This is a genomic window from Phytohabitans flavus (genome assembly GCF_011764545.1).
GTDB classification, from domain to species: domain Bacteria; phylum Actinomycetota; class Actinomycetes; order Mycobacteriales; family Micromonosporaceae; genus Phytohabitans; species Phytohabitans flavus.
Genome location: NZ_AP022870.1, coordinates 5,426,083 through 5,452,853, shown reverse-complemented (window position 1 = coordinate 5,452,853; position 26,771 = coordinate 5,426,083). Strand labels below are relative to the sequence as shown.

The 26,771-nt window shown below is 72.1% G+C and carries 27 protein-coding genes and 1 pseudogene; 18 read left to right on the top strand and 10 right to left on the bottom strand.

Translation table 11 applies throughout. The annotated features are described in order from the left end of the window. Window positions 1–68: 68 nt before the first annotated feature. Entirely contained in the window at window positions 69–389 is a 321-nt protein-coding gene (locus Pflav_RS23740; RefSeq protein ID WP_173038313.1) for an STAS domain-containing protein, read from the bottom strand. A 172-nt stretch (window positions 390–561) separates the two neighbouring features. On the opposite strand from Pflav_RS23740, the gene Pflav_RS23735 reads away from it, so the two are divergent. The 3 genes from Pflav_RS23735 (at window position 562) to Pflav_RS23725 (ending at window position 3,982) form a co-directional block, all read left to right on the top strand. After that, window positions 562–915, top strand: coding sequence for a VOC family protein (locus tag Pflav_RS23735; RefSeq protein WP_173038311.1), 354 nt, complete (start codon window positions 562–564; stop codon window positions 913–915). A 76-nt stretch (window positions 916–991) separates the two neighbouring features. Then, on the top strand, window positions 992–1,885 hold the full coding sequence (locus tag Pflav_RS23730; RefSeq protein ID WP_173038309.1) for a cellulose binding domain-containing protein: 894 nt from the start codon (window positions 992–994) through the stop codon (window positions 1,883–1,885). Window positions 1,886–1,942: 57 nt separating this feature from the next. Then, window positions 1,943–3,982, top strand: coding sequence for a glycerophosphodiester phosphodiesterase family protein (locus Pflav_RS23725; RefSeq protein WP_173038307.1), 2,040 nt, complete (start codon window positions 1,943–1,945; stop codon window positions 3,980–3,982). 247 nt (window positions 3,983–4,229) lie between these two features. Here Pflav_RS23725 and Pflav_RS23720 read toward each other — a convergent pair whose 3' ends face one another. The 3 genes from Pflav_RS23720 to Pflav_RS23710 all read right to left on the bottom strand — a co-directional run bounded on the left by Pflav_RS23720 (window position 4,230) and on the right by Pflav_RS23710 (window position 5,642). Then, complete coding sequence (locus Pflav_RS23720) at window positions 4,230–4,646, bottom strand: hypothetical protein (protein WP_232071818.1); 417 nt, start codon at window positions 4,644–4,646, stop codon at window positions 4,230–4,232. Window positions 4,647–4,837: 191 nt separating this feature from the next. Then, the gene (locus Pflav_RS23715; protein WP_173038305.1) at window positions 4,838–5,206 is read right to left on the bottom strand and encodes a DUF6401 family natural product biosynthesis protein; all 369 of its coding nucleotides are present in this window, start codon (window positions 5,204–5,206) and stop codon (window positions 4,838–4,840) included. A gap of 100 nt (window positions 5,207–5,306) precedes the next feature. After that, entirely contained in the window at window positions 5,307–5,642 is a 336-nt protein-coding gene (locus tag Pflav_RS23710) for a hypothetical protein (protein ID WP_232072728.1), read from the bottom strand. Between Pflav_RS23710 and Pflav_RS23705 the strand changes: the two genes are divergently transcribed. Together Pflav_RS23705 and Pflav_RS23700 are read left to right on the top strand one after the other, a co-directional pair. Then, window positions 5,641–7,272: an alkaline phosphatase D family protein gene (locus Pflav_RS23705; protein ID WP_173038303.1), complete on the top strand. Its 1,632-nt coding sequence runs from the start codon at window positions 5,641–5,643 to the stop codon at window positions 7,270–7,272. The genes Pflav_RS23710 and Pflav_RS23705 overlap by 2 nt on opposite strands. Window positions 7,273–7,303: 31 nt before the next feature. Then, window positions 7,304–8,488 carry an MFS transporter gene (locus Pflav_RS23700; RefSeq protein ID WP_173038301.1) on the top strand — a complete coding sequence of 395 codons (1,185 nt, stop codon included), beginning with the start codon at window positions 7,304–7,306 and terminating at the stop codon, window positions 8,486–8,488. Here the strand turns inward: Pflav_RS23700 and Pflav_RS23695 are convergent. The 3 genes from Pflav_RS23695 to Pflav_RS23685 are packed head-to-tail and all read right to left on the bottom strand — an operon-like array spanning window position 8,479 to window position 10,347. Next, window positions 8,479–8,925, bottom strand: a complete 447-nt coding sequence (locus Pflav_RS23695) for an SRPBCC family protein (protein ID WP_173038299.1) — start codon at window positions 8,923–8,925, stop codon at window positions 8,479–8,481. The genes Pflav_RS23700 and Pflav_RS23695 overlap by 10 nt on opposite strands. Before the next feature lie 23 nt (window positions 8,926–8,948). After that, window positions 8,949–9,362 carry a DUF2795 domain-containing protein gene (locus Pflav_RS23690; RefSeq protein WP_173038297.1) on the bottom strand — a complete coding sequence of 138 codons (414 nt, stop codon included), beginning with the start codon at window positions 9,360–9,362 and terminating at the stop codon, window positions 8,949–8,951. 10 nt (window positions 9,363–9,372) lie between these two features. After that, window positions 9,373–10,347, bottom strand: coding sequence for a YihY/virulence factor BrkB family protein (locus Pflav_RS23685; RefSeq protein ID WP_173038295.1), 975 nt, complete (start codon window positions 10,345–10,347; stop codon window positions 9,373–9,375). Between the two features lie 101 nt (window positions 10,348–10,448). Between Pflav_RS23685 and Pflav_RS23680 the strand changes: the two genes are divergently transcribed. Both Pflav_RS23680 and Pflav_RS23675 read left to right on the top strand, forming a co-directional pair. Then, the gene (locus Pflav_RS23680; RefSeq protein ID WP_173038293.1) at window positions 10,449–10,850 is read left to right on the top strand and encodes a ChaB family protein; all 402 of its coding nucleotides are present in this window, start codon (window positions 10,449–10,451) and stop codon (window positions 10,848–10,850) included. 9 nt (window positions 10,851–10,859) lie between these two features. Then, on the top strand, window positions 10,860–12,455 hold the full coding sequence (locus tag Pflav_RS23675) for a phytoene desaturase family protein (RefSeq protein ID WP_173038291.1): 1,596 nt from the start codon (window positions 10,860–10,862) through the stop codon (window positions 12,453–12,455). A 3-nt stretch (window positions 12,456–12,458) separates the two neighbouring features. On the opposite strand, the gene Pflav_RS23670 is transcribed toward Pflav_RS23675, so the two are convergent. Genes Pflav_RS23670 through Pflav_RS23660 form a run of 3 tightly spaced genes read right to left on the bottom strand, consistent with a single transcriptional unit; the run spans window position 12,459 to window position 14,973 of the window. Next, window positions 12,459–13,676, bottom strand: a complete 1,218-nt coding sequence (locus Pflav_RS23670; RefSeq protein WP_173038288.1) for a putative bifunctional diguanylate cyclase/phosphodiesterase — start codon at window positions 13,674–13,676, stop codon at window positions 12,459–12,461. Beyond that, the gene (locus Pflav_RS23665) at window positions 13,619–14,170 is read right to left on the bottom strand and encodes a GGDEF domain-containing protein (RefSeq protein ID WP_173038286.1); all 552 of its coding nucleotides are present in this window, start codon (window positions 14,168–14,170) and stop codon (window positions 13,619–13,621) included. The genes Pflav_RS23670 and Pflav_RS23665 overlap by 58 nt, the downstream gene beginning before the upstream one ends. Then, window positions 14,167–14,973: an SAM-dependent methyltransferase gene (locus tag Pflav_RS23660; RefSeq protein WP_173038284.1), complete on the bottom strand. Its 807-nt coding sequence runs from the start codon at window positions 14,971–14,973 to the stop codon at window positions 14,167–14,169. Before Pflav_RS23660 ends, Pflav_RS23665 begins: the two co-directional genes overlap by 4 nt. A gap of 164 nt (window positions 14,974–15,137) precedes the next feature. On the opposite strand from Pflav_RS23660, the gene Pflav_RS23655 reads away from it, so the two are divergent. From Pflav_RS23655 to Pflav_RS23605, 11 genes and pseudogenes are all read left to right on the top strand, one after another. Continuing rightward, window positions 15,138–15,830, top strand: coding sequence for a DUF4097 family beta strand repeat-containing protein (locus Pflav_RS23655; RefSeq protein WP_173038282.1), 693 nt, complete (start codon window positions 15,138–15,140; stop codon window positions 15,828–15,830). Window positions 15,831–15,878: 48 nt separating this feature from the next. Further along, the gene (locus tag Pflav_RS23650; protein ID WP_173038280.1) at window positions 15,879–17,516 is read left to right on the top strand and encodes a carbamoyltransferase family protein; all 1,638 of its coding nucleotides are present in this window, start codon (window positions 15,879–15,881) and stop codon (window positions 17,514–17,516) included. Continuing rightward, window positions 17,513–18,469 (top strand): glycosyltransferase family 2 protein, encoded by a 957-nt coding sequence (locus Pflav_RS23645; protein ID WP_173038278.1) that lies wholly within the window; start codon window positions 17,513–17,515, stop codon window positions 18,467–18,469. Before Pflav_RS23650 ends, Pflav_RS23645 begins: the two co-directional genes overlap by 4 nt. A gap of 35 nt (window positions 18,470–18,504) precedes the next feature. Further along, entirely contained in the window at window positions 18,505–20,061 is a 1,557-nt protein-coding gene (locus Pflav_RS23640; RefSeq protein WP_232071816.1) for an HAD-IIIA family hydrolase, read from the top strand. Continuing rightward, window positions 20,058–21,005: a glycosyltransferase gene (locus Pflav_RS23635; RefSeq protein WP_173038274.1), complete on the top strand. Its 948-nt coding sequence runs from the start codon at window positions 20,058–20,060 to the stop codon at window positions 21,003–21,005. The genes Pflav_RS23640 and Pflav_RS23635 overlap by 4 nt, the downstream gene beginning before the upstream one ends. A gap of 10 nt (window positions 21,006–21,015) precedes the next feature. Next, a pseudogene (locus tag Pflav_RS23630) lies at window positions 21,016–22,228 on the top strand (glycosyltransferase). Then, the gene (locus Pflav_RS23625) at window positions 22,228–22,851 is read left to right on the top strand and encodes a D-sedoheptulose-7-phosphate isomerase (protein ID WP_173038272.1); all 624 of its coding nucleotides are present in this window, start codon (window positions 22,228–22,230) and stop codon (window positions 22,849–22,851) included. The pseudogene Pflav_RS23630 and the gene Pflav_RS23625 overlap by 1 nt, the downstream one beginning before the upstream one ends. Continuing rightward, a complete protein-coding gene (locus Pflav_RS23620) occupies window positions 22,848–24,221 on the top strand; it encodes a PfkB family carbohydrate kinase (protein WP_173038270.1) in 1,374 nt (457 codons plus the stop codon). The genes Pflav_RS23625 and Pflav_RS23620 overlap by 4 nt, the downstream gene beginning before the upstream one ends. After that, window positions 24,221–24,907, top strand: a complete 687-nt coding sequence (locus Pflav_RS23615; protein ID WP_173038268.1) for an SDR family oxidoreductase — start codon at window positions 24,221–24,223, stop codon at window positions 24,905–24,907. Before Pflav_RS23620 ends, Pflav_RS23615 begins: the two co-directional genes overlap by 1 nt. Further along, entirely contained in the window at window positions 24,904–25,791 is an 888-nt protein-coding gene (locus tag Pflav_RS23610) for a glycosyltransferase family 9 protein (protein WP_173038266.1), read from the top strand. The genes Pflav_RS23615 and Pflav_RS23610 overlap by 4 nt, the downstream gene beginning before the upstream one ends. After that, a complete protein-coding gene (locus Pflav_RS23605; RefSeq protein ID WP_173038264.1) occupies window positions 25,775–26,731 on the top strand; it encodes a DNA topoisomerase IB in 957 nt (318 codons plus the stop codon). Before Pflav_RS23610 ends, Pflav_RS23605 begins: the two co-directional genes overlap by 17 nt. Window positions 26,732–26,771: the final 40 nt, after the last annotated feature.

The following is a 26,771-nucleotide window of genomic DNA, read 5'->3' as shown; positions in this document are numbered from 1 at the left end:
AAGACCCCGCGTCGAACCGGCTTCCCGCGTTTCGAAAAAATCGACGAAGGTCGATGACGCCTGCTAGGCTAGCGGCGCAGGAGGGCCTTCTCGGGCAGGCCGGCGGCCTCTAGGCGGCGGGCCACGCCGTGCGTGGGGCGGTGCACGACCACCGAGACGGACCTGTCGCTCGCGACCTGGCAGCCGGCGACCACGGCACCCACGCCGAGCGGGTCGACCCAGCCGGCGTGGCGTAGGTCGACGACAAGGCGGCCCGCGCGGACCCGGAGCAGGGCGTGCAGGAGCGCACGCCGGAGCTGCACAGTGGCAGCCTCGCTGACATGGCCGCGCACCTGCACGACCATAGTGCCGTTGCTCGCCACGCGAGTGCGGACCAAGGCTCCGACCACGCCGTGCCCTCCCAACGCGGGGTATCGCCTAGTGGACACGGTAGTGCGGTGGGATTTCACGTGCACATCGGCAAACGGTCACCGTACGGCAACGATCACACCAATCCCGAAACTGTCGTACCTGTGGAGCAGGATCGGACGGCCGAGGAAAACCCCCATGAAGGAGCGCATCATGATCGGTCGCCTGTCCTCAGTGGTGCTCGACTGCCCCGATCCGCACGTGCTGGCTGGCTTCTACTCCGAGCTGCTCGGTATGCCGATCACCAGCGACGACCGCGACTGGGTCGACATCAGCGACGGCGTGACCACGCTGAGCTTCCAGGAGGCGCCCGACCACGTCCCGCCGCGCTGGCCCGACCCGGCGTTCCCGCAGCAGTTCCACCTCGACATCACGGTCGACGACATCGACGAGGCGGAGCCCAAGGCGCTGGCGCTGGGCGCGCGCCCGCTGCCGACGCCGGAGGGAAAGGTCACCTTCCGGGTCTACGCGGATCCCGCCGGCCACCCGTTCTGCCTCTGCTGGTAATCCCGCACGACCAGGGATTCAGGACTAGGGATTAGGGGGTTGCGCCCGATATGAGCGGCACGCATATAGTCGCGGCGTGACGGCTGATCGCACCGGGACGCACGAGGCGGTCGACGCGTCGCTCCCGCGGCAGCGCGACGCCGGCGTGATGGGGTATGTCGCCGAGCTTCAGCAGTTCGACGACAGCATGACCGCGCAGGACCACGCGGCGGAGCCGCCGACGCCATCGCACCCGGATCGAGGCCACGGAGGGCACGGATCGCCGGCGACCGGGGCGCCGTTCCGCGTATCGAAAAAGCAAGGGCGACCACCGTGGAGCCGCACGGAAGTGGGTCTTGCGGTCGCGTTCGTGCTGGTGGCCGCGGTGGCCATCGTCGGCGGAGCTTATGCCGTTCTGATGGCCAGCCGGCCGCCCACCGGAGCGGTGCGGCTGCCGCTGCCGCCGGTGGAGACGGCGGGGGAGCAGGGCCCGACGGTGTCCGCCGAGCCCACACAGAGCGCGCCCGGGGCAGCGGGGCCGAGCGCCGAGCCAACGCCGGACGCGGCACCGAGCGGCGGCGCCGATCCGTCCACTGGAGACGGCGCGGCGGCGGTCAGCAGCGCGCCGCCCACGCCCGAGGCGTCCAGCGCGCCGCCCGTGCCGGCCGACCTTGTCGCGCGCTACTCCCGCGAGGCGAATACCGGCCTGCTCGGGCTCACCGGCTACCGCGGCCAGGTCACCATCGCCAACCAGGGCAAGGGCGCGGCCGACGGCTGGACCGTGACGCTCAGCCTCCCCACTGGACAGAAAGTGGACAGTGTGACGGGGGCGGACGCGCGGCAGGAGGGCGAGCTGGTGACGTTCACGCCGCTGCCCGGCAATCGCGAGCTTGTGGCCGGCGGGTCGGTCGCGTTCACGTTCGAGGTGCCGGGACTGCTGGCCGGCGAGCCCACCGGATGCGCGATCAACGGCCGTAGCTGTAGTAGTTAGCTTCTTGTTCACCCCGCGCACGCGCCAAGGCTGCTCCGCTTCGCGACGATCACGCCCGTGATAACCAGGAGAATCGCGCTCGCGGCCCTGGCCGCGGGCCTGACCGTCACGGCGCTGCCCGGCGCGGCTGTGGCGCACCCGAAGCACAAACCGGAGTTCGACGTCCAGGCCCACCGCGGTGGGCTCGGTCTGCGGGTGGAGAACACGCTCGCTTCCTTCGGCAACGCTCTCCAGCTCGGCGTCACCACGCTGGAGCTGGACGTGCAGATCACCGAGGACGGCCAGGCGGTGGTCACCCACGACCGTCGCGTGACCGGTACGAAGTGCACGGACACCGCCCCGGCCACCCCGGGCGACTCCGAGTACCCGTACGTGGGCAAGTACGTCAACACGCTCACCCTCGCCCAGGTTCGCACCCTCGACTGTGGCAGCAAGACGCTGGCCGACAAGCCTGGCCAGCTCGCCGTGCCGGGCGCGCGGATGCCGCTGCTGAGCGAGGTGTTCGCGCTGGTCAAGCGGTACCGCGCGGACGGTGTGAAGCTCAACATCGAGACCAAGGTGGAGGCCGGGGCGCCGACCGAGACGGCGCCGCGGGAGCAGTTCGTCCAGGTGACCGCGCGGGAGATCCGCAACGCTGGGCTGCTGCGCCAGGTCACGATCCAGAGCTTCGACTGGGGCGCGCTGATGCGCATGCGCCAGGTCGAGCCGCGCCTCCCCGTGGTGGCGCTCACGAACATCGATTTCCTCCAGACCGGTCAGCCGGGCGCTTCGCCGTGGCTGGGCGGCATCGACATCGACAACTTCGGTGGCGACCCGATCAAGGCGATCAAGAGCTTCGGGGCGTACGCCTTCTCGCCGGTGCACGGCACGCCGCAGAACGGCTCGGTGGTCGACCCCGGCTACAAGCCGTACGTGACCAAGGAGATGGTCCGCCACGCCCACCGCAACGGCATCAAGGTCATCCCGTGGACCATCGATGACCTGCCGACGATGGCCAAGCTCATCGACGACGGTGTGGACGGCATCATCACCGACTACCCCGACCGGCTTCGCGGGCTGATCGCGCAGCGCGGGTACCAGCTTCCGCGCGGGTACACGTCGCCGTTCGACATCCAGGGCCACCGGGGTGCGCGCGCGGTGCGGCCGGAGAACACGCTCCCCGCGTTCGAGTACGCGCTCGCCAACCGCGCTGTCTCGACGCTGGAGCTGGACACCGGTGTCACGCAGGACGGGCAGCTCGTGGTCATCCACGACCGTACGATCAACGGCTCGCATTGCGAGGACACGGCGCCGGCGTTCGCGGGTGACCCGGAGTACCCGTACGTGGGCAAGCGGGTGCACGACCTGACCCTGCGGCAGATCAAGACGATCGACTGCGGGTCGAAGACGCTGGCCGAGTTCCCGCAGCAGGTGGCGGCGCCGGGTGCCCGGATCCCCACGCTGGGCGAGGTGTTCGCGCTCGTCAAGGCCTCCGGCCGGCACGACATCCGGATGAACATCGAGACCAAGATCAGCCCGACCGCGAACGACACCGCGCCGTACGACGTCTTCACGAAGCTCCTGGTGAAGGCGATCCAGAAGGCGGACTTCGAGGACCGGGTGACGATCCAGTCGTTCGACTGGCGCACGATCCTGCTGTCCCGCAAGCTCGACCGGCGGATCGAGACGGTGGCGCTGGTCTGGCAGTACGGCCCGGCCGAGTGCTCGACGCTCGCCGACGAGTGCTCGCTCCAGGCGGTGTACGGCAACTCGAAGGTGAAGAGCCCGTGGACCGGTGGGCTTGACTGGTGGAAGTACCGCGACCTGGGCAAGCTTGTCCGCGCCGCGGGTGCCGCCACCGTCTCGTCCAACTGGCAGGTGCACGACCCGGCTCAGGTCGCGGCGCAGAACCCGGACTGGTACCTGCGCACCGACCCGACCTACTTCCACGGCCCGACCGTGCCGGTGCTCCAGGACCGGTACGACCTCAAGGTGGTGCCTTACACGGTCAACGACCCGGCGGTCATTCAGCGCGTGATCGACCTGGGCGTGGACGGGATCATCTCCGACGACCCCGACACGCTCATCTCGGTCGCGATCCGCAACGGCCTCCGCTGACGTTCCCGCTCCCAGGAAGCCCGCCCTTCGGGGCGGGCTTCCGCTTTTCCCAGCCCTTGGCGGCACAGCAGGTCGACATTCGCCAGATCTGCGCATCGCGCGCACCAGGTGCTCCCGCGGCCTCACCGCCGGCCATGCCGGCGGGGTTGTGAAGCGCGGAGGGTGAGGCTGCGGGAGCGGCGGTCTGGACCACCGCGGACGTCGCGGTAGCTCAGTCTTTGTTGTGGATGGATACGCGCGGCGCGGGTCAGTACGACGGGCAGATGTACTTGCGCGTGGCGGCCAGGATGCGCTTGGACTTGGCCTCGCCGAAGCCGTCCGGGTGGTTGGGCGACGTGAAGCGCTGGAGCGTGGCGTCGACCAGCTTCTTCTCGTCGCCGGGCGTGCTCTTTACCGCGGAGCACAGGTCGCGGCCGCGGTCGACGGCCTTCTCTTCCTTGTTGTGCACGATGTCGCGGTCGATTTTGATCAGCGCGTCCACGTAGTCCAGTGCGGTCGCCTGGTCCGGCTCGGGCGCGATGCCGGCGATGGCCTCCCGGCCCGGCGCCGGCGTGCTGGGCGGCTGGGAGAACGACGGGGCCGGGTCGGGGGAGTCCTTGCCGCAGGCGCCGACGCCGAGCGCTAGCACGAGCGCGGCCATCCCCATGAACACCCGGCGGGCCATTCGGATCTCCTGTCTACAACGCACGTTTTAGGACGACCCGTCCCAGGCCGCTCCGCGGGCGAGGGTATCGGTTGGCGGCGGGCGGCGACTGTCGTTTACCCGTCATTCGGTGTAGGCCGGCCGCTTCGGCCGAGGCCGCCTCAGCAGAAGGGCCGAGGCGAAGGGCCAGCCTGGGAGCGCGCGAAGAGCGGTCAGCTGCGGCGTGGCGCGGGTATGGGGGCGTGGGCCAGGTAGCAGACGGCGAGCAGCCGGGTCAGCACCCAGTCGGGACGGGCCGACCAGTCGATCCGGCCCGCGGGCAGGCGCCACCCGTGCTCGGCGGCCGCGTCGCGGACGCCCTCCGCGTAGCCCGCCAGGTGTACCGGCGTGAGCGGCCGCAGGTCGCCCAGGAGGCTGTCGCGGATCGCCGCGGCGTGCTGGTCGAGCGTGGCGAGCAGGCCGGGGTGGCGGGCGGCGGCCTCGAGGCCGGCCGCACCGAACGCCGACATCATTCCGTTGATCTCGGAACGTGCCGAACGCGTGGCGGCGCGTGAGGTAAAGCCGCTGAACAGCCCAGTCATGGGGATCGACGCTAGCGGGGGCGTGGCCTGGCCAGCCTCCGCCGGTCGGTTGAATCTTGGGCTGGTCCGCTCGGGTTGAGACGGACCTCACGCAGCGTGACTACTCTGCGGCGGGACGCCGTCGCATCGAGTCATCCGCCATGATGACCGTCGCTACCGTCAGGGCGACCACGATGCTGAACAGCCACGAGGCGTCCGGCAGTACCTTCGCGGCGACGGGCGCCTGGCACGCGACAAGCATGAAGCCGAGCCAGGCGAGCTTGCGCTGGCGTGCGGTCAGGAAGCCGATGGCTTGGGGGAACGGCGCATCCGGACAGTTTTGCGCGATCTGCCCGCATCGCCCGTCGGTCGTTCGGCCGATGTTGCCGTGTGCGTCCGGTTTGGACGTCTGGGCGTCGGCGGAGCGCAAGGTACCGCTGATAGATACATCGACCATGACCAACGTGCCGCTCGATCGCCGTACTCTACTGCGTGCCGCCGGCCTCACCACCGGCGCGACGCTCGCCACCATCGCCGCCGCCGGCCCAGCCGGATCCCCCGCCGCGGCCGCGTCGTCCGCTTTCCGGCACGGGGTCGCGTCCGGCGATCCGCTGCCCGGCGGCATCCTGCTGTGGACCCGGGTGACGCCCACGGAAGACGCGCAGCCCGGCTCGGGCGCCGGCCCCGAGGTCCAGGTGACCTGGCAGGTCGCGGCGGACCCGGACTTCACCAGCATCACCCGAGAAGGCTCGCTCACCACCGGACCGCAGCGCGACCACACGGTCAAGGTGGACATCGACGGCCTCGCGGCGGGTACGACGTACTGGTACCGCTTCGGCTACGCCGGCGGCTGGTCGCCGGTGGGTCGCACGATGACCGCTCCGGCGCCGGACGCGGCCATCGACCGGGTACGCATGGGCGTCGTCTCCTGCTCCAACTGGGAGGCCGGCTACTTCGCGGCGTACCGGCACCTGGCCGCTCGCGGCGACCTCAACCTGGTGCTGCACCTGGGCGACTACCTGTACGAGTACGGGACCGGCGAGTTCGACGCGGGCGGAAGCGTCGTGCGGCAGGTGCGGCCGGCGCACGAGGTGCTGACGCTGGCCGACTACCGGATCAGGCACGCGCTCTACAAGACCGACCCGGACCTCCAGGCGCTGCACGCCACCGTGCCCTGGGTGATCACCTGGGACGACCACGAGGTGGCCAACGACCAGTGGGCGGGCGGCGCGGAAAACCACACGCCGGCCACCGAGGGTGCGTTCGCCGCGCGGTTGGCGGCGGCCCGCCAGGCGTACGCGGAATGGATGCCCGTCCGGCTCGGAGCCAGCGGCTCGATCTACCGCCGGGTGCGGTTCGGGCGCCTCGCCGAGCTGTCCATGTTGGACCTTCGCACCTACCGCTCGCTCCAGGCCTCCGGCACGGCCGTGGACGACCCGGCCCGCACGATCACCGGTGACGACCAGATGAGCTGGCTCAAGCAGGGCCTCGTGTCGTCGCAGGCGAAGTGGAAGCTTGTCGGCAACCCGGTGATGATCTCGCGGCTGGACGTCGGCACGCTCCCGGCCTGGCTGCTCGGTCCGCTCGGCAAGCTGCTCGGCATCCCGGCGAACGGGTTCGCGGTCAACACCGACCAGTGGGACGGCTACAACGCCGACCGCGACGAGCTTGTCAACCACCTGCGGGCGACAGGTACCAAGGACGTGGTCTTCCTCACCGGCGACATCCACACCTCCTGGGCAAACGAGCTCGTCACCCGCACCACCGGATCCGGCAACCCGGCCGCGGCGGAGTTCGTGGTGCCCTCGGTGACCAGCGACAACATCAACGACTTCCTGGGTACAAGCCCGGGCGGCGCGCTCAGCGTCCTCGCCGCCAGCATCGTGCGCGCGGCCAACCCGCACGTGAAGTGGACCGAGCTCGACGGCCACGGGTTCGGGGTGTTCGACGTGACCACGCAGCGCTGCCGGATGGACTGGTACCACCTGGCCGATCGCACCCGCGCCAACACGACCGCGCGCTGGGTGGCCGGCTGGTCGGTGGGCACGGGATCGTCCAAGATCCGCCGGGAGTCGGCACCGGCATAAGATCGGTCTTCGTGACTCGTACCCGCGGGGCATGCTGCTCCTGGCCTACTTCGCGTTCATCAGCCTCGGACTGCCCGACGGCCTGCTCGGTGTGGGCTGGCCGTCGGTCAGCGAGGAGTTCGGCGTACCGCGCGAGACGGTGGGCGTGCTGCTCACGGTCGGCACTGTGGGCTACCTGACGTCGAGCGTTGCGGCGGGGTTCACGATCGCACGGCTGGGCGTGGGGCGGCTGCTCGCCGGCAGTACCGCGCTCTGCTCGATCAGCCTCGCCGCGTACGCGGTCTCCCCGGCGCTCGGCGTGATGGTCGCGTTCGCGCTGGTGCTCGGCCTCGGCGGCGGCGCGATCGACTCGGGCCTCAACGCCTACGCGGCGGCGGCCTTCGGCCCCCGCCACATGAACTGGCTGCACGCGTTCTTCGGCCTCGGCGTCGCCATCGGCCCCTTGATCATGACCACCGCGCTCTCCGCGGGCCTGTCCTGGCGATGGGGGTACGGGGTGGTCGCCGCCGCCCAGGTAGTGCTCGCGACCGCGTTCGTGGTGACGGTGAACCGCTGGGCCGTACACCGGCCGGCGCACGCTGACGCCCCCGCGCCGGCCCCGGTGCCGATCCGCGCCACGCTCGTGATCCCGGCGGTGTGGCTGGGCGCGTCGGCCTTCGCCGTGTACGTCGCGGTCGAGGTGGCGGCCGGCCTGTGGGCGTTCACGCTGCTGACCGAGGGGCGCGGGTTCAGCGACGCGGTGGCCGGCATCTGCGTCTCGGGGTACTGGGCCTGCCTCTTCCTCGGCCGGGTCGTGCAGGGCGTGGTCGCCGAGCGGGTGGGCAGCGGCCAGGTGCTGTGGGCAAGTCTCGCCGGTATGGCAGGCGGCGCGGTACTCGTCGCGCTGCCCGCACCGGGCTGGGTGGCGGCGCTCGGCCTGGGCATCATCGGCTTCTCGGCCGCGCCGGTCTTCCCGCTGATGACGCTGATGACCGCGAGCCGGGTGGGCGAGGCGCACGCGGACCGGACGATCGGCGTACAGCTCGGCGGCTCGGCCCTCGGCGGCGCGCTCCTGCCCGGCTTGGTCGGCATCCTGCTCAGCCGCATCGACGTGGAGGCACTCGGCCCGTCCCTGGTCGTGATGAGCCTGGTGCTCATGCTCCTCTACGCGGCGTCGTCCCGCCGCCGGGTTGGCGACGAGACGACGACGAAAGCTGTTGCTACCGCTCAGACCTGACCGCGCCAGGCGCCGGTCTCCTGGCGGCGGGCCTCGATGAACTCCTTGAACCGCTTGAGGTCGGCCTTCACCCGGTGGGTTACGGCGCCGGACTTGTCGGCAGTCTGCTCCACCACGCCGTGCGGCTCGAACTCCATCTGTGCCGTCACCCGGCTGTGGTTGTCGTCCAGCCGGTGGAAGGTGACGACGCCGGCCTGGTGGGTGCCCTCGGTCGATTTCCAGGCCACCCGCTCGTCGGGGATCTGCTCGGTGATCCGGGCGTCGAACTCGCGTTTGACGCCGGCGATCTCGGTCTTCCAGTGGGTCATGGTGTCCGACAGCTGCCGGACCTCCTGGACACCTTGCATGAAGTGGGGGAATTCTTCGAACTGGGTCCATTGGTTGTAGGCGGTCCGTACGGGGACCGCCACGTCCACAGATTCGGTCACACCACCCATTTGGGGGCCTCCTACCAGCGCTTCTACCAGCGCGTCGTCTCGTTCGCGTGCCCGAGTACGGCCCACACCTCCGACACCGTCCGGAACGTCCGGTCCGCCGGGAGGCGGTCCAGCGCGTCGAGCATGTTGTCCGGTGCCTGGTTCTTGCGGGCCGAACGCAGCAGGGCCGCGCGGTCGGCGGGCAGCACGGACAGGTCGAGGTACTTGCCCAACTCGCTGCGCTGGTCCACCTCCTCGTTCGTCATGCCCTGCGGGGCCCCGGACCGGCGATCTCCCGCCGGCACCTGAGCGGCGTCGGGCTGGTCTTCGCCGGACGGTTCCGGCTCGCGCCATTCCTCGACCCGCGATCCGGCCACGCTGCCCTGGACGGTGCCCTCGACTTCGCGGGCCATCTCCTCGTCCAAGCGCGGGCCGTGCTTGCTGCTGCCCCGATCCATGCGGTTGGTCCTACCCGGGCTTTTCGGAGGCAAACCCCTTCTCGGGCATGGCGACCTTGCGGGCTTCCGCGTTGATCTCGACGCCCTTCTCCGGCATCGCGACCTTGCGGGCCTCCGCGTTGATCTCGACGCCGAGCAGGACCGCGCAGTTCGACAGGTACAGCCAGACCAGGAACGCGATCACTCCACCGAGCGTGCCGTAGGTGCCCTGGTAGGAGCTGAAGTTGGCGACGTAGAGCCCGAAGCCGAACGACGCGACCGCCCACACCACGAGCGTCGCCGCGCCGCCGATCGTGATCCACCGGAAGCGCGGCTGCTCGACGTCCGGCGCGATCCAGAACAGCAGCCCGAGCAGGAGCATCACCACGAGCACGAGTACCGGCCACTTCAGGATCGACCAGATCATGCGTGCGGTGTCGCCGACACCCAACGCGTTGCCGATCGCGGTGGTGACGGGGCCGCTGACGATCAGCATGAGTGCGAACATCGCGAGCAGCACCAGCGCGGCGGCGGTGATGAGCAGCTGGAGCGGGCGGAGCTTGTAGAACTTGCGGCTCTCCCTGACGTCGTAGATCGCGTTCGAGGCCCGGGTGAACGCGCCGATGTAGCCGGAGGCGGACCAGAGCGCGCCGATGAGGCCAAAGCTCAGCAGCACGCTCGCCGAACCCCCACTGGTCACCTCGCGGATCTGGGCGATGACGCTCTGGTTGTTGACGACCGAGCCGGCGCCCAGGCTAGAGGCGATCTCGACGATGGTGTCGACGGTGCGCTCGCCCTCGGAGACCAGCCCCACGAGCGCAACGATCACGATCATCGCGGGAAAGAGGGAGAGCACGCCGTAGTACGTCAGCGCGGCCGCCCAGTCAGTGCAGTTGTCGTCCATGAACTCGCGGACGGCGCGGACGGCCACGCCCCGCCAGGTCGAGAAGGACGCCCGGGACGCTCTCCGGGCAGTGGTGCCGGCGGATGCCGCGGTTGACGCCATGACCGCCTCTACCCACCCCGTGACGTGCACAAACGTTTGCGCCTCCGGGCGGAGGGTAGGGGATGGGGTGGAGCATTCACACGAGTACCGAGGAGGTGGCCATGCCTGGACGTGAGGACATGCCCAGCACCATCCGACGCTCGAACGAGAAGGCGCAGGACACCTGGGCGAAGACGCACGACTCGGCCGTGGAGACGTACGGCGAGGGGGAGCGGTCGCACCGCACCGCGTTCGCCGCGCTGAAGCATTCGTTCGAGAAGGTCGGCGACCACTGGGAGCCGAAGGGTCGTAAGGGCCCGAGCGACGAGCAGTCCGAGCGCTCCTACCGCGAAACCCCGGTCCCGACCGCGGGTGGCGTCGACGCGAACGCGTCCAAGGAGCACCTCGTGGAGGTGGCCGGCAAGCTCGACATCCCCGGCCGAACCGACATGAACAAGGCAGAGCTGGTCAAGGCCATTGAGAAGGCAAACAATCGCCGCACGGCGAAGGCCCGCGAGCGGTAGCTTGCTGGAGTGACAACTGCCGAGGTCGCCGACGCCGTCGTCATCGGCGCGGGGCAAAACGGCCTCGTCGCCGCCAACCTGCTGGCAGACGCCGGGTGGGACGTGGTCGTACTCGAGGCCGCGGCCGCACCCGGCGGCGCCGTCAGGTCCGCCGAGGTCACCGCGCCCGGCTACCTCAGCGACCTGTACAGCGCGTTCTACCCGCTGGGGTACGCCTCGCCGGTGATGCACGCGCTCGACCTCGGCGACCATGGGCTCACCTGGCGGCACGCGCCGGACGTGCTGGCGCACGTGCTCCCGGACGGGCGCGCGGCCCGGCTCAACCGGCAGCTGGAGACCACCTCGGCCTCGGTCGAGGAGTTCGCCGCCGGTGACGGGGAGCGCTGGCAACACGCGTACGCCGAGTGGGCCAATGTCTCCGCACCAATGCTGGAGACGCTCTTCACGCCGTTTCCACCGGTGCGCGGCGGCGCTGGGCTGCTCGCCCGGCTCCGGCTGTACGGCGCCCTGCGCCTGGCCCGCCGGATCGTCGTGCCCGCCCGCAAGCTCGGTCAGGAGATCTTCCGCGGCGAGGGCGCCCAGCTGCTGATGGCCGGGTGCGCGCTGCACACGGACCTGTCCGTCGACGACGCCGGCAGCGGCGTGTTCGGGTGGCTCCTGGCGATGCTGGGCCAGGAGTACGGCTGGCCGGTCCCTGAGGGCGGGGCTCAGAAGATCACCGACGCGCTCGTTTCCCGGCTGTGGGTCAGTGGCGGGCACATCGAGTACGGCGCCCGCGCCGAGCGCGTACTGACCGCGCGCGGACGTGCCATGGGCGTGTCCACGGCGGACGGTCAGCTGTGGCGGGCCCGGCGGGCGGTGCTCGCCGACGTGCCCGCGCCCGCGCTGTACCTCGACCTCGTCGGCGCGGCGCACCTGCCGTCCCGGCTTGTCGAGGACCTGGACCATTTCCGGTGGGACGGCTCGACGGTCAAAGTCGACTGGGCGCTCTCCGCGCCGATGCCGTGGAAGGACCCGGCCACGGGCGGCGCGGGTACCGTCCACCTCGGCGCCGACCTCGACGGGCTGGCCCGGTACGCGGCCGAGCTCGCCGTCGGCGAGGTGCCCCGCGACCCGTTCCTCCTGGTCGGGCAGATGACGACCGCCGACCCGTCCCGTTCGCCGGCGGGCACGGAGTCGCTGTGGTGCTACACCCACCTGCCGTTCCGCCACGAGTGGCACGCGGAGGAGGTGCTGGCACACGTGGCGCGGATGGAGAGCGTGCTGGAGGAGTACGCGCCGGGCTTCGGCCGGCTCGTGGTCGGGCGGCACGTGGCCGGCCCGGGTGACCTGGAGCAGGAGAATCCGAGCCTGGTCGGCGGCGCGCTGGGCGGCGGCACCTCGGCGGCGTACCAGCAGCTCTTCCTGCGGCCGATCCCCGGACTGGGCCGGGCGGACACGCCCGTCGACCGGCTCTACCTGGCCAGCTCGTCGGCGCACCCAGGCGGCGGCGTGCACGGCGGCCCCGGTGCGAACGCGGCCCGCGCGGCACTGGCCCGCAATCGCTTCCTGACCGGCGACGCGTACCACGCGGTGATCGCGGGTGCGTACCGCGCGCTTTACTGACCCCTAGCGGAAGAGCTTGTCGGCCGTCGTGGGCCGGCCCAGCAGCCAGCCCTGGCCCAGGTCACAACCGAGCTCGTACAGCCGTGTGCGCTGCCGCTCCGACTCGATGCCCTCAGCGGTGACGGTGAGCCGCAACGTGTGTCCAAGGTGGATCAGGGAGGCGAGCACGGCCTCGTCGGTACGGCAGGTGACGCCGTCGCCGTCGAGGCCGGCGACGAACGAGCCGGCCAGCTTGATCGCGTGCACCGGCAGCCGGCGCAGGTAGGACAGTCCACAGTAGCCGGTGCCGAAGTCGTCGAGCGCGACCCGCACGGCCATGCCGGCGAGCGCGCGTACGTTGTCGATGGCGTCGCCCTCGGCGGTCATCGCCGCGTGCTCGGTGATCTCCAGCTGGAGCCGGTGCGGTGGCAGGCCGACCTGGTCGAGCACGACGGCGACCTCGGCCGCGAGGCCCGGATGGCAGAGCTGCTGAGCGGACAGGTTGACGCTCACGAAGGGCGGCTCAGCGCCGTCGCCGTGCCAGCGCACAGCCTGGCGGCAGGCCATCTCCAGCAGGTGCATGCCGAGCGGCAGGATGAAGCCCGAGTCCTCGGCGAGCGCGATGAATCGGTCGGGCGCGAGCTGCCCAAGCTCCGGATGGTCCCACCGAGCCAGGCTCTCCACGCCCACCACCCCGCCGGTGGTGAGGTCGACCATCGGCTGGTACGCCAGCCCGAACTCGCCCCGGGCCAGCGCGGCCGGCATCTCGGCGGACAGCCGGTACCGGTCCACCGCGTTCGCGTTGCGCGCCTCGTCGAAGAACCGCCACCGGTCGCGACCGTCCACCTTGGCCCATTGCAGCGCCATCGCGGCGGCGCGCAGCGCGTCGGCCGGATCGCCGTCGTCCACGGCCCGCTCCACGACGCCCGCGCTGGCGGACATCGGCAACTCGTGACCGTCCACTTCGAACGGCGTACGCAGCGCCGCCAACGCGCGGTCGGCCGCCTTGATGGCGTCTTCCGGCTCGGCCGTACCGCGGATCAGCAGCGCGAACACGGCACCGCCCAGATGACAGGCGACGCCGTCGGGCAGCTCGGCGAGCCGCTGGGCGGCCGCGGCGAGGACGCGGTCGCCGGCCGCGTAGCCCAGGCTGTTGTTGACCGCGCCGAAACGGTCGAGGCCGATCAGGCAGACCCCGAAGCGGGCCGGCCCGGCGGGTCGGTGCGCAGCTCGCCGAGCCAATGGGTGAGCTGGGCCCGGTTGGGCAGGCCGGTGCGCGAGTCGTGCAGGGCGGCGTGGCGCAGCCGCTCCTCGCTGCGGCGCAGGGCCAGCTCCGTCTCCGAGCGCGCGGCGATGTCGGCCCGGCGAACCGCCTCCTGCCGGTCGAGCGTGTGGTCGTGCAGCGCCGTGGCATACCCCATCGACAGCGCCTCGACAAGCGCGGTGAGCCGGTCGCGGCTGACCACATCGGACAGCTCCAGTGTGGAGAGAAGGCGGGTGGAGAGCTCGGTGATGGTGCGCCCGAGCGCCTCCGGCGCGATCTCCTCGGTGCTGGCCAGGTCGACGCCGACCTGGTAGCCCACCGCCGGGTCGAACCGGTCGGCGCCCAGCGCCGCGACGATCCGCCGGGTCAGGTCGAGGAAGAACGCGTCCCGCTCGGCGCTGGGCAGGAGCACATAGCTGGCGTCGTGGACCGACCGGCTCCACACGCGCGCGAACCGCTCGGCCGGTGTCATGGCTTGCGTCCCACACCCCCGTAGTTGAGTGCGGATAGGCCGCTCGGCTCGTCGTCCGGCGACTCGGGGCGCCACTCGTGCGTCCAGACCAGGCCCGGCTCGACCAGCTCGAACCCGTCGAAGAACCGCAGGATCTCGGCATGCGTGCGCATCGCCAGCGGGGTGGGCGTGCGCTCGATGGCCTTGGCCGCCTCGCGGTACTCGTCCGGGTGGCTCTCGTGGGTGCCGTGCCCGATCACCAGGTAGCTCCCCGGGGCCAGCCGCTCCTTGAGCACTTCGAGTGCGCCGTACGGGTCGCGGTCGTCGCGTACCGCGTGCAGCACGGCGACAAGCAGCAGCGCGACCGGCTCGTCGAAGTCGAGCAGCTTGGCCACCGACGGGTCGTCGAGGATCGCGCGCGGCTGGGACAGGTCCTCACGGATGGCCGTGGCCCGCGGGTTGTCGGCCAGGATCTGCCGGCTGTGCGCGACCGCGATCGGGTCGATGTCCACGTAGGCCACGCGCGCCTCGGAGTCCACCTTTTGGGCGATCTCGTGCACGTTACCCACCGTGGGGATGCCCGAGCCGATGTCGAGGAACTGGCGGATGCCCTGGTCCAGCACGTACCGCGTGGCGCGGTGCAGGAATGCCCGATTGATCCTCGCCTGGACCTTGACATCGGGGAAGACGGAGATCAGCTGGCGGGCCAGCGCCCGGTCGGCCGCGAAGTTGTGCGACCCACCGAGCAGGTAGTCATACGCTCGGGCCACGGTCGCGGTGTTTTGGTCGACCTCGGCGGGTGCCCAGTCCGGTTGGTCCGTCATCGCGCTCCTTTGGTGGGTGGGACCCCAAGTATCCTGTGTTCCGCCCCACGGCTCAATTCCGCGATCGATTCATTCGCATCGGCGCCCGTAGGGGCAAGGGTTCCGGGCCGGGTCAGGGTCGAAGCCGGATCCGATTAGGTGCGACACGCCGGGACGATCGACACATGCTTGTCAGACTGTCCACTCTGGGCATCGCCACCGCGACCCTGCTCGCCGCCGCCGGGTGCGGCGTGCTCGACGAGAAGTCCAGCACCGCCGAGACCTACGACGTCTCCGGCGAGATCAAGAACATCGACGTGAAGGGCCAGGCCGGCCTCATCGAGGTCGTCGCCGGCGCCGGCGGGGTCCGGGTGACCGAGCGCCGGGACTACAGCGGTACCGCGCCCAGGACCAGCCACCGCACCGAGGGCGGCACGCTCTACCTCGTCGACGAGGGCTGCGAGGCGCAGCTCAGGATCCGGAAGACCTGCGAGACCAACTACCGGATCGAGGTGCCCGCGGGTATCGCGGTGAAGATCGACGCGGACGCGGCGCCGGTAACGATCACCGGCATCACCGGCCCGATCGACGTCAGCACGGACGTCGGCGCGGTCAACGGCACCGGCCTGGCCGGCACGACACGCATCCGTACGAACGTGGGCGACGTCAATCTCCGGTACGGCGCGGCGCCGGCGAGCCTCGACGTCAGCAACGACGTGGGCAGCACGACCGTCTACCTGCCGACCGACGAGGAGTACCACTTCGAGGTGCGCATGGACCTTGGCGACTCCACGATCGACCTGCCCAACCGCCCCGACGCCGACAACCGGGTCAAGCTGACCGCCGACGTCGGCAACGTCACGGTGCGCGCCGCCTAGAGCGCCGGTCGAAGGTTAAAGCCGGATTTGAGGGGTATCGCCCGCGGTATGCGGGTGCTCGGTATCAACGCGATCTTTCATGATCCGGCGGCGGCCCTCGTGGTGGATGGGAGGATCGTGGCGGCCGCCGAGGAGGAGCGGTTCAGCCGCCGCAAGCACGGCAAACGTCCGGTCGCCTTCAGTGCCTGGGAGCTGCCCGAACTGGCCGCCGCGTGGTGCCTTTCGGCGGCCGGACTGGAGCCGGGTGACCTGGACGCGGTCGCCTACTCGTACGACCCGGCGCTCTGCGGCGACGACCTCGGCGAGAGCGACCCCTGGGAGTGGCTGCGGGTGGAGTACGCCCTGCGGGCGCCCCAGTTCCTGGCCACCGCCCTGCCCGGGCTGGACCCGGGTGCGGTCCGGTTCGTACCCCACCACGTCGCGCACGCCGCCTCGGCCGGGCTCGCGATGCCGTACCGCGAGGACGCCGCCGTGCTCGTGCTGGACGGGCGGGGCGAGTCCGCCAGCCACCTCGCCGGCGTGTACCGGGACGGCTACCTCACCCCGCTGTACGCCCAGCGGCTGCCGCACTCGCTCGGCCTGCTCTACGAGGACCTGACCCGCCACCTGGGATTCCAGCACTCCAGCGACGAGTACAAGGTGATGGCGCTCGCGTCGTACGGCGCGGCGCGGCACCTGCCCCTCCTGCGCGAGCTAGTGCGGGCGAACGGCGACGGCGGTTTCACCGTCGAGCCGATCGCGTGGCACACGCTCGCCAAGCCCCGGGCGGCCGGCGAGGAGATCACGGGGGAACACGCGGACCTGGCCGCCAGCGTGCAGACGCGGCTGGAGGAGGTACTGCTCGACCTGGCCCGGTGGACGTACGAGGCGGCCGGCGGGCCGCGGGTGCTGGCGATGGCCGGCGGTACCGCGCTCAACTGCGTCGCCAACGCCCGGATCGCCGCCGAGGGCCCGTTCGACCACGTGTGGGTGCAGCCGGCCGCGGGGGATGCCGGTACCGCGCTCGGTGCCGCGCTGCACCTGGCACGCGCGAGCGGCCCGCGCCCGGAGCCCATGCCGGGCGTCGCGCTGGGGCGCGGGTGGAGCGACGACGAGATCGAGGCCGAGCTGCGCCGCGCCGCGCTGCCGTTCAGCCGGCCCGACTCCATCGCCGCCGAGGCCGCGCGGGTACTGGCCGGCAACGGCATCGTGGCGTGGTTTCAGGGGCGCGCTGAGTACGGCCCCCGGGCGCTCGGCCACCGCTCGCTGCTCGCCCACCCGGGCGATCCGGACACGACCCGCCGGATGAACGACGTGAAGGGGCGTGAGCAGTTTCGCCCGATCGCGCCGATGGTGCGCGCCGAGCGTGCGGCCGAGGTCTTCGAGGGCGTGCTGCCGAGCCCGTACATGCTGTTCGTCCACACGGTACGGCCGCGGTGGCGGGACCGGATCCCGGCGGTGGTGCACGTGGACGGTACGGCGCGGGTGCAGACAGTGGACAGTGCCGACGAGCCGCTGGTGGCGCGGATGCTGGCCGAGTTCGACCGGCTGACCGGGCTGCCCGTCGTCGTCAACACCTCGCTCAACACCGCCGGGCGGCCGATGGTGGACACGCCGCGCGAGGCGATGGAGCTGTTCGGCTCGGCGCCGGTCGACCTGCTCGCGATCGGCCCGTACGCGGTACACCGCGCGGAGTCGTTCCGTTGATTTCCATCGTGGTGCCGACCGTCGGGCGGCCCAGCCTCGCCACGCTCCTGGAGCGCCTCGCGCCGTCCACAAGCGACGGCGCGGAGATCCTGGTGGTCGACGACCGCCCCGATCGGGTGGGCGAGCTGAGCCTCCCGGCCGGCCTCGACGCGTACCCGAAACTGCTTGCCGGGCGCGGCCTCGGGCCGGCGGCGGCGCGCAACACGGGCTGGCGGGCCGCCCGCTTCCCATGGGTGGCGTTTCTGGACGACGACGTGGAGCCCGACCCGGACTGGCTTACGCGCCTCCGCGCCGACCTGGACGTGCCCGAGCGGGTGGGCGGCGTGCAGGGCCGGGTGCGGGTGCCGCTGCCCACGGACCGCCGGCCCACGGATTGGGAGCGCTCCACGGCAGGCCTGGAACGGTCCCCATGGGTCACGGCGGACATGGCGTACCGGCGGGCCGCGCTCGCCGAGGCGGGCGGGTTCGACGAGCGGTTCCCGCGCGCGTACCGGGAGGACGCCGAGCTCGCCTACCGGGTGCGGCGCGCGGGCTGGGACCTCGTGCGCGGGTTGCGCCGGGTCACCCATCCGGTGCGATCCGAGGGGCCGTGGGTGTGCCTGCGGGCGCAGCGCGGCAACGCCGACGACGCGCTGCTGTGGCACATGTACGGGCCGCGGTGGCGGGCGCTCGTGGAAGCGCTGCCCGGACGGCGGCCGTGGCACGTGGTGGTCACCGCGGCGCTCGCTGTGGCGGTCGCTGTGCCACGCCTTCGGCTCGTCGCGGCGGCGCTCTGGCTCGGCGGTACGGCCGAGTTCGCGGCCGCCCGTGTCGGGCCCGGCCCGAGGACCGTCCGAGAGGTGGGCACGACGCTTCTGACCAGCGTTTTCATCCCTCCACTGGCGACCGCGCAGTGGCTGCGCGGCTGGTGGAAATGGCGGGGCGCTCGCCCGCTCGGGGGCGGGTTGAGGTGATGTTTACTGCTCCTCTTGCCGGGAACCAGCGTCAGGTGCGAAGCCATCTGTTCGACGCGGTGCTCTTCGACCGCGACGGCACGCTCGTCGAGGACGTGCCGTACAACGGGGATCCAGCACTCGTGCGCCCGATGTTCGGCGCGCGGGCGGCCCTGGATCGGCTTCGCGCGGCCGGCTTCAAGCTCGGCGTGGTGACCAATCAGTCAGCCGTGGGTCGCGGTCTCCTGACCGCTGAGGATGTGGCGAAGGTAAACGCGCGGGTGGAGGAGTTGCTCGGGCCGTTCGACACGTGGCAGGTGTGCCCGCACGGGGAGCGTGACGGGTGCCGCTGTCGCAAGCCACAGCCTGGCCTGATCATCGATGCCGCCGCGGCGCTGGGGACCACACCCCAGCGCTGCGTGGTCGTTGGCGACATCGGCCGCGACATGGCGGCCGCCGGTGCCGCCGGTGCGGCCGGCATCCTGGTGCCCACGGCGGTCACCCGACCCGAGGAGGTTGCCGCCGCGCCCACTGTGGCCGGCGACCTGGATGCGGCGGTACACCAGATCCTGCGCCGCGCCCGCCTCGTGCCGGCGGGTACGGCCCGCCCGCGCCGCGGCACCGTGCTCGTAGCCCGCCCCGACTCGGCCGGCGACGTCCTGCTCACCGGGCCGGCGATCCGCGCCATCGCGGCCGGCGCCGAACGCGTTGTCCTGCTCTGCGGGCCGCGCGGCCGCCGCGCCGCCGAGCTGCTGCCCGGCGTCGACGAGCTGATCGAGTGGCGGCTGCCCTGGATCGACCCCAGCCCCGAGCCCCTGGCCCGGTCCGAAGTGGACTCCATGGTGGACCGGATCGTCGCGATGGCGCCGGACGAGGCCGTGCTGTTCACCTCGTTCCACCAGTCGGCCCTCCCACTGGCCCTGGTGCTGCGGATGGCCGGTGTGCGCCGGATCGCCGCGATCAGCGACGATTACCCGGGCTCCCTTCTGGACGTACGGCACCGCGTGCCGCTCGGCATCCCCGAGCCTGAGCGGGCTCTGTCGCTCGCCGCCGCGGCCGGCTTCCCACTGCCTCCCGAGGACGTACCCGAGCTGCGGCTGCGCGGCGTCGAGGACGCACCCGACCTCGCGCCCGGGTACGTCGTCGTGCACCCCGGCGCCTCGGTGCCGGCCCGCGCCTGCCCGCCCGAGCAGTACGCCGCGATCGTCGCCGCGCTCACCGACGCCGGGCACCGGGTCGTGGTCACCGGCGGGCCGGACGAGGTACCGCTCAGCGCCCGGATCGCCGGCGCCTCCGCGCTCGACCTCGGCGGCCGGACCTCGCTCGGCGCGCTGGCCGCGGTCATCGCGCGGGCGGCGTGCCTGGTGGTAGCCAACACCGGGCCGGCGCACCTGGCCGCCGCGGTCGGTACGCCGGTGGTGAGCCTCTTCGCGCCGACCGTCCCGTTCGGACAGTGGGGGCCGTACCGGGTCCCGTGGGTGCGGCTCGGCGACGCGACCGCGCCCTGCCGCAACACCCGCGCGGCGGTCTGCCCCGTTGCCGGCCACCCGTGCCTGTCCACAGTGGACCCGCTCGCGGTCGTGGAGGCGGTACGCCGGGTCGGTGCGCCATGAACATCCTGCTCTGGCACGTGCACGGGTCGTGGACGACCGCGTTCGTGCACGGGAAGCACCGCTACCTGGTGCCGGTGACCCCGGACCGTGGACCGTACGGCCTCGGCCGCGCCCGCACCTACGCCTGGCCGGACACCGCCGAGGAAGTCCCGCTGGAGCGCCTGGCGGAAGCGGACGTGGACGTCGTCGTGCTCCAGCGCCCCGAGGAGCTGGCCCTGGTGGACCGCTGGCTGGGCTGGCGGCCGCCCCTTGTCTTCGTGGAACACAACACGCCGAAGGGAGACGTACCCAACTCCCGCCACCCGATGGCCGACCGGGACGACGTCCTGGTCGTGCACGTGACGCACTTCAACGACCTCTTCTGGGACACCGGCGGCACCCCTACCGCCGTCATCGAGCACGGCATCGTGCCGCCGACCGCCCGCTACTCCGGCGACCTGCCGCGCCTGGCCATCGCCACGAACGATCCGGTGCGCCGCGGCCGGGTCACCGGCACGGACCTGTTCCCCCGGTTCGCCGCCGTGGCACCCCTCGACGTCTACGGCATGGGCGTGCAGGACCTGAATGCGCTGTCCGATGTGGACGCGTACGAGGACCTGCCGCAGCCGCGGATGCACGCCGAACTCGCCCGGCGCCGCGCCTACCTGCACCTGTGCCGGTGGACGTCGCTCGGGCTGAGCCTCGTGGAGGCGATGGCGATGGGGATGCCCGTCCTCGCGCTCGCCACCACCGAGGCGGTACGAGCCGTACCACCCGACGCTGGCGTGCTCTCCACGCGCGTGGAGACGCTCGTCGAGGCGGCGCGGTGGCTGCTGGAGGAGCCTGAGGAAGCGCTCCGGCTGGGCGCCCGCGCCCGGTTGGCGGCCAACGAACGTTACGGCCTCGACCGGTTCCTGGCCGACTGGGACAGGTTGTTGGAGACAGTCTGTGGTCCTGGGGGATGAGGAGGTTCGCATGCGTATCGCGATGATCTCGGAACACGCCAGCCCGCTGGCCGCGCTCGGGGAGTCGACGCCGGCGGGCAGAACACCCACGTCGCCGAGCTGGCCATCGCGCTGGCCGCCGAGGGGCACGACGTGCGCGTGTACACGCGCCGGGACTCCGCTGACCAGCCGGTCCTCGTGCCGATGCAGGACGGTGTCACGGTCGCGCACGTGCCGGCCGGGCCGGCCGAGCCGCTGCCCAAGGACGAGCTGCTGCCGTACATGAAGGACTTCAGCCGTTGGCTCGTCGACCAGTGGCGCGACGACTGGGTACCGAGCGTGGCGCACGCGCACTTCTGGATGAGCGGGCTGGCCGCGGTCACCGCGGGCCGTCAGACGGGCGTGCCGGTGGTGCAGACGTACCACGCGCTCGGGACGGTCAAGAAGCGGCACCAGGGCGCGGCCGACACAAGCCCACCGCGCCGGATCGGATACGAACGGGCGCTGGGACGTGCTGTCGACAAGGTCGTCGCGCAGTGCCAGGACGAGGTGCGCGAGCTTGTCCGGATGGGCGTGCCGCGGACCCGAATGGCGCTTATCCCGTCCGGAGTGGACAGCGAGCGGTTCACCCCGAGGGCCCGGCGGAGCCGCGTGACCCCGACCGGCCGAGGATCCTGACCGTGGGCCGGTTCGTGGAGCGCAAAGGCTACGCCGACCTCATCCGGGCGCTGAAGATCGTGCCCGGGGCTGAATGTGTCGTCGTGGGTGGGCCGCCGGGCGCCAACATCGAGACCGACGCGTTCGCCAGTAGCCTGCGCCGCCTCGCCGAGTCCACAAAGGTCGCCGACCGCGTACGGCTCGTGGGCGCCGTGCCGGCCCAGGAGATGCCCCGCTGGTACCGCTCGGCGGACATCCTGGCCGCCGCACCCTGGTACGAGCCGTTCGGGCTCACACCGCTGGAGGCGATGGCTTGCGGTGTACCGGTGGTCGCCTCCTCCGTGGGCGGCCTCGCCGACACGGTGGTGGACGGGCTCACCGGCGACCTCGTGGCGCCGCGTGACCCCCGCTTGCTCGGCATGGCGCTGCGCCGCGTGCTCGGCGACCCGGTGCGGCGCTTCGCGTATGCCACCGCGGCGCTGGACCGCGCTCGGCAGTGCTACTCGTGGAAGCGGGCGGCCGAGCAGCTCAGCGCGGTCTACGCGACGGTCAGCGGCCTGCGCAGCCCGACCGGGGCGGTGGCGTGATGGGGGACAGCCAGGCGTCGGTGCTGGACAGTCACCTGGCGGGCCTGGCGTCGGCGCTCGTGCCGTACCGCGAGGCCGCCCACAAGCTCTCCCGCTGGGGCGCCGACCTGGCCCGGCTGCTGACCGGCGGCGGGCGGCTGCTCACGGCCGGAAACGGTGGCAGTGCCGCCGAGGCCCAGCACCTCACCGCCGAGCTGGTGGGCAAGCTGCGCGACGACCGGCCACCGCTGTCGGCGATCGCGCTCACCGCCGAGACGTCGTCGCTCACGGCGGTCAGCAACGACTTCGGGTACGCGGATGTGTTCGCCCGCCAGGTGCGCGCGCACGGCCGGGAGGGCGACGTCCTGTTGTTGCTCTCGACCAGCGGGCGGAGCACCAACCTGCTCACGGCCGCGGAGGCCGGGATCGAGCGGGGGCTGCACGTGCTCGGGCTCACGGGCCCCACGCCCAACCCGCTCGCCGAGCTCTGCTCCGACGTGCTCGCGGTCCCGTCGCCCGACGCACAGGTCGTACAGGAGCTGCACCTCGTTTCGGTACACGTGCTCTGCGAGTACGTCGATCTCGCGCTGCCGTCACTCCCCACGCCCGCGCGGCGCGCCATACCGGTGGGAGGGCTTTTATGATCGTCATAGTCGGTGACACGCTGTTGGACCGGGATGTCGACGGCTCGGTCGCCCGGGTCAGCCCGGACGCGCCGGTGCCGGTGCTGGCCGAGGAGTCCACATCGGACCGGCCCGGTGGTGCTGGCCTTGCCGCACTGCTGGCCGCCAGAAGGGGCGAGTACGTCGCACTTGTCACCGGCCTCGCCGACGACACCGGCGGGGCCCGGCTGAGCACGCAGCTCGCCGAGGCCGGCGTGCGGATCTACCCCATGCGCATGAGCGGCACCACCCCGGAGAAGGTCCGGCTCCGCTCGCGCGGCCAGGTGCTACTGCGGCTGGACCGCGGCGATTCCGAGATGGACGGTGACCCGACCGAGGCCGCGCTGATGGCCATCGCCGAGGCGGACGCGATCCTGGTCAGCGACTACGGGCGCGGTGTGGCCAGGCAGCCGGCGCTGCGGGCCGCGCTCGCCCAGGCGACCGCACCCGTGGTGTGGGACCCGCACCCGCGCGGGCCGGCACCCGTGCGCGGGGTACGGCTGGCCACCCCCAACGAGGCCGAGGTCCGCCACCTGACCGGTGACGCCGGCGGCAACCGGGTCGCCACCGCCGCCCGGGGTGGCCAGGAGCTACGCAGCCGGTGGCGCACCGGTGCCGTCGCGGTCACGATGGGCGGCGACGGCGCGCTGCTCTGCCACGGCCCGACGCCCCTGGTCGTACCGACTCCGGGGCGGGTCGACGGAGACACGTGCGGTGCCGGCGACCGGTTCGCCGCCACGGCCGCGCTCGCCCTGGCCGGCGGTGCGCTGGTCTCCGAGGCGGTACAGGCCGCCGTGCGGGAGGCGACCGCGTACGTGGCGAGCGGGGGAGTACGTGCCGCGCTAGCCCCGGAGGAGCTGCCGCTGGGCGCGGCGGGCGTCGGCCGGGAGGCGGCGGGCGAGCTCATCGCGCGGGTACGGGCCCGGGGCGGCCGGGTGGTCGCGACAGGTGGCTGCTTCGACCTGCTGCACGCCGGGCACATCGCCACGCTGGAGGCGGCTCGCCGGCTGGGCGACTGCCTCGTGGTGTGCCTCAACTCCGACAGCAGCGTCACCGGACTCAAGGGACCGGAGCGGCCGGTCGTACGGCAGGATGACCGTGCCCGACTGCTCGCCGCACTGTCCGCTGTGGACGCCGTCGTGGTGTTCGACGAGTCCACACCGGACGCTGTCCTCTCGTGGCTCCGCCCCGACGTGTGGGTCAAGGGCGGCGACTACGGTAGCGACGGGGGGCTGTTGCCGGAAGCCGACCTCGTGCAGAGGTGGGGTGGCGAATGCGTGATCGTGCCGTACCTGGACGGTCGCTCGACGACGCGGATGATCGCGGCGGCCCGGCATCTGGAGGGAGTCTGATGAAGGTCGTGCTGGTCAGCGGCGGGTCGAGCGGGCTTGGTGCCTCGGTGGTGACAGCCGCGGCGAAAGAGGGTTGGCGGCCGATCATCCTGGACAGACAGGCGCCGGTGTCCCCTGTGGACGGAGCGACCTGGGTGGAGTGTGACCTGGCCGACACCGCGGCCGCCGAGGACGCCACGCGGCGCGCTGCGAACGAGGCGGGGCAGCTGGACGCGGTGGTGACCGCGGCCGGTGTGGACGTGCCGGGCCGGCTGGCCGACGTACCGGCCGAGGTGTGGGAGCGGACAATCACCATCGACCTGCTCGCCACCGCGGCGGTCATCCGGGCCGCGCTGCCGTCGCTCGAGCGGGCGCACGGCGCGGTCGTCACGGTCGCCTCCACGCTCGGCGTCAAGGCGGTCAGCGACGCGACCGCGTACTGCGCGGCCAAGTTCGGCGTCGTGGGCTTCACCCGCGCGCTCGCCGCCGAGCTGGCCGGCTCCGTGGGGGTGACGCTGCTGGTGCCGGGTGGGATGCGGACGCCGTTCTTCGACGGGCGGGACGAGCAGTACAAGCCGGGCCCCGACGCGCAGCTCAACGACCCGGCCAACGCGGCCGCCGCCGTCATGTTCGCGCTCAACCAGCCGCCCGGCTCCTCGGTGCGCGAGATCGTTGTCTGCGCCGAGAAGGAGTCGTCGTACCCATGATCCTTGTGTTGCGGGCGCTGGGGATCGGCGACCTGGTCACCGTCGTGCCGGCGCTGCGCGCGCTGCGCCGGGCGTTTCCGGAGCAGACGCTCGCGCTGGCCGCCCCGGCCTGGCTGAGCCCGATGGTCGAGCTGGTCGGTGGCGTCGACGCGCTGGTGCCGTGCGACGGCGTGGAGTCCCGTACGCTGCCGAAAGCCTCGTGGGCGGTCAACCTGCACGGCAAGGGACCGAGGTCGCACCGGCTGCTGCGCCGCTCCGGCCCCGCCACCCTGGTCGCGTTCGCCTGCCCCGAGGTGGAGCACGTGGACGGTCCGGAGTGGACCGACGACGAGCACGAGGTGCGCCGCTGGTGCCGGCTGCTGGAGTGGTACGGCGTACCCACCGACCCGACGGACCTCGCGCTGCTCCCGCCGCCCACACCGCCGCGCGAGGGGATCGCGGTCGTCCACCCGGGCGCGAAGGCCGCCGACCGGCGGTGGCCGCCGCAGCGGTTCGCGGCCGTGGTCCGGGGCCTGGCCGCTCGCGGGTATGAAGTGGTGGTCACCGGGTCGCCGGCGGAACGGCCGGTCGCCGAGTGCGTGGCCGGGCTCGCCGACCTGCCGGGGGAAGCCGTCCTGGCCGGGGATACCGACCCCGCCGAGCTGGCTGGACTTGTCGCCGGGGCGCGGCTCGTGGTGAGCGGCGACACCGGCGTCGGGCACCTGGCGACCGCGTATCGGATACCGTCGGTCGTCCTCTTCGGGCCGGTGACTCCGGAGCTGTGGGGTCCACCGCCGGAGCGGACCCAACACCGCGCACTGTGGCGCGGTCCGACCGTCGCGTCGATCGGTGTCGAGGAGGTGCTCGCCGCCGTGGACGAGGTGACGTGTGCGGCTGCGGCGTAGCGACCTGGCCGCACCTGGGTACGGGCGGCGGCGGCGCGGGCGTGGTGTTTCCTTTGTGGACGACCAGGGCGGGAAGGTCTCCGATCAAGAGACCATCCAGCGGCTCCGTGCGCTGGTCATCCCGCCCGCCTGGAAGAGCGTCTGGATCTCACCGGACCCGCATGGCCACATCCAGGCTACGGGCATCGACGCGGCCGGACGCAAGCAGTACCTCTACCATCCACAGTGGAGAGCCGATCGTGACGCGGAGAAGCACGAGCACGTACTCGACGTAGCCGCCCGGCTACCCGCGCTACGCCGCCAGATCAACGCCGACCTGGGCGGGCGCGGGCTGCGGCGGGAGCGGGTGCTGGCGGCGATCGCCGCGCTCCTGGACTCGGGTGCGTTCCGGGTCGGCGGCGACGAGTACGCGGGCGGCGACGACCCGACGTACGGTGTGGCGACACTCCGCCCCGAGCACGTACGCGGCCGCAACGGGGTGCTGGTGCTGGAGTTTCCGGCCAAGGGCGGCGTCGAGCAGGCGTGCGAGGTGACCGACAAGCGGGTGTGCGAGGTGCTGCGTGCGTTGCGCCGCCGGCGGAAGGGCAGCGACCGGCTGTTCGGGTACTGGAAAGAGCGCGGCTGGCACGACGTGCGCAGCGACGAGGTCAACGAGTACCTGCGCGCGGCGAGCGGCGCCGACATGACCGCGAAGGACCTGCGTACCTGGCATGCGACGCTGCTGGCCGCCGCGAAGCTGGCGGCCGAGGGCCCGCAGGGCTCGGCGACCCGGCGCAAGCGCGCGGTCGCCGCGGTGATGCGCGAGGTGGCCGAGCTGCTGGGCAACACACCCGCGGTGGCCCGGGCCTCGTACGTGGACCCGCGGGTGGTCGACCGCTACAACGACGGCCGGGTGGCGACCGCCGCCACGGAACGCGCCGTCCGCGACCTCCTCACCTAGACATAGGCAGCGACGTTTGTCGCTGCATTCCCAGCCTACG

Bases quoted from the DNA above. Each gene is read 5' to 3' on its own strand.
- Pflav_RS23615 (WP_173038268.1), top strand. From the start codon at position 24,221: ATGAAGGTCGTGCTGGTCAGCGGCGGGTCGAGCGGGCTTGGTGCCTCG.
- Pflav_RS23660 (WP_173038284.1), bottom strand. From the start codon at position 14,973: ATGACGGACCAACCGGACTGGGCACCCGCCGAGGTCGACCAAAACACC.
- Pflav_RS23680 (WP_173038293.1), top strand. From the start codon at position 10,449: ATGCCTGGACGTGAGGACATGCCCAGCACCATCCGACGCTCGAACGAG.
- Pflav_RS23715 (WP_173038305.1), bottom strand. From the start codon at position 5,206: ATGACTGGGCTGTTCAGCGGCTTTACCTCACGCGCCGCCACGCGTTCG.
- Pflav_RS23625 (WP_173038272.1), top strand. From the start codon at position 22,228: ATGGGGGACAGCCAGGCGTCGGTGCTGGACAGTCACCTGGCGGGCCTG.
- Pflav_RS23650 (WP_173038280.1), top strand. From the start codon at position 15,879: ATGCGGGTGCTCGGTATCAACGCGATCTTTCATGATCCGGCGGCGGCC.
- Pflav_RS23635 (WP_173038274.1), top strand. From the start codon at position 20,058: ATGAACATCCTGCTCTGGCACGTGCACGGGTCGTGGACGACCGCGTTC.
- Pflav_RS23700 (WP_173038301.1), top strand. From the start codon at position 7,304: ATGCTGCTCCTGGCCTACTTCGCGTTCATCAGCCTCGGACTGCCCGAC.
- Pflav_RS23610 (WP_173038266.1), top strand. From the start codon at position 24,904: ATGATCCTTGTGTTGCGGGCGCTGGGGATCGGCGACCTGGTCACCGTC.
- Pflav_RS23620 (WP_173038270.1), top strand. From the start codon at position 22,848: ATGATCGTCATAGTCGGTGACACGCTGTTGGACCGGGATGTCGACGGC.
- Pflav_RS23690 (WP_173038297.1), bottom strand. From the start codon at position 9,362: ATGGATCGGGGCAGCAGCAAGCACGGCCCGCGCTTGGACGAGGAGATG.
- Pflav_RS23665 (WP_173038286.1), bottom strand. From the start codon at position 14,170: ATGACACCGGCCGAGCGGTTCGCGCGCGTGTGGAGCCGGTCGGTCCAC.
- Pflav_RS23685 (WP_173038295.1), bottom strand. From the start codon at position 10,347: ATGGCGTCAACCGCGGCATCCGCCGGCACCACTGCCCGGAGAGCGTCC.
- Pflav_RS23735 (WP_173038311.1), top strand. From the start codon at position 562: ATGATCGGTCGCCTGTCCTCAGTGGTGCTCGACTGCCCCGATCCGCAC.
- Pflav_RS23710 (WP_232072728.1), bottom strand. From the start codon at position 5,642: ATGGTCGATGTATCTATCAGCGGTACCTTGCGCTCCGCCGACGCCCAG.
- Pflav_RS23705 (WP_173038303.1), top strand. From the start codon at position 5,641: ATGACCAACGTGCCGCTCGATCGCCGTACTCTACTGCGTGCCGCCGGC.
- Pflav_RS23655 (WP_173038282.1), top strand. From the start codon at position 15,138: ATGCTTGTCAGACTGTCCACTCTGGGCATCGCCACCGCGACCCTGCTC.
- Pflav_RS23720 (WP_232071818.1), bottom strand. From the start codon at position 4,646: ATGGCCCGCCGGGTGTTCATGGGGATGGCCGCGCTCGTGCTAGCGCTC.
- Pflav_RS23695 (WP_173038299.1), bottom strand. From the start codon at position 8,925: ATGGGTGGTGTGACCGAATCTGTGGACGTGGCGGTCCCCGTACGGACC.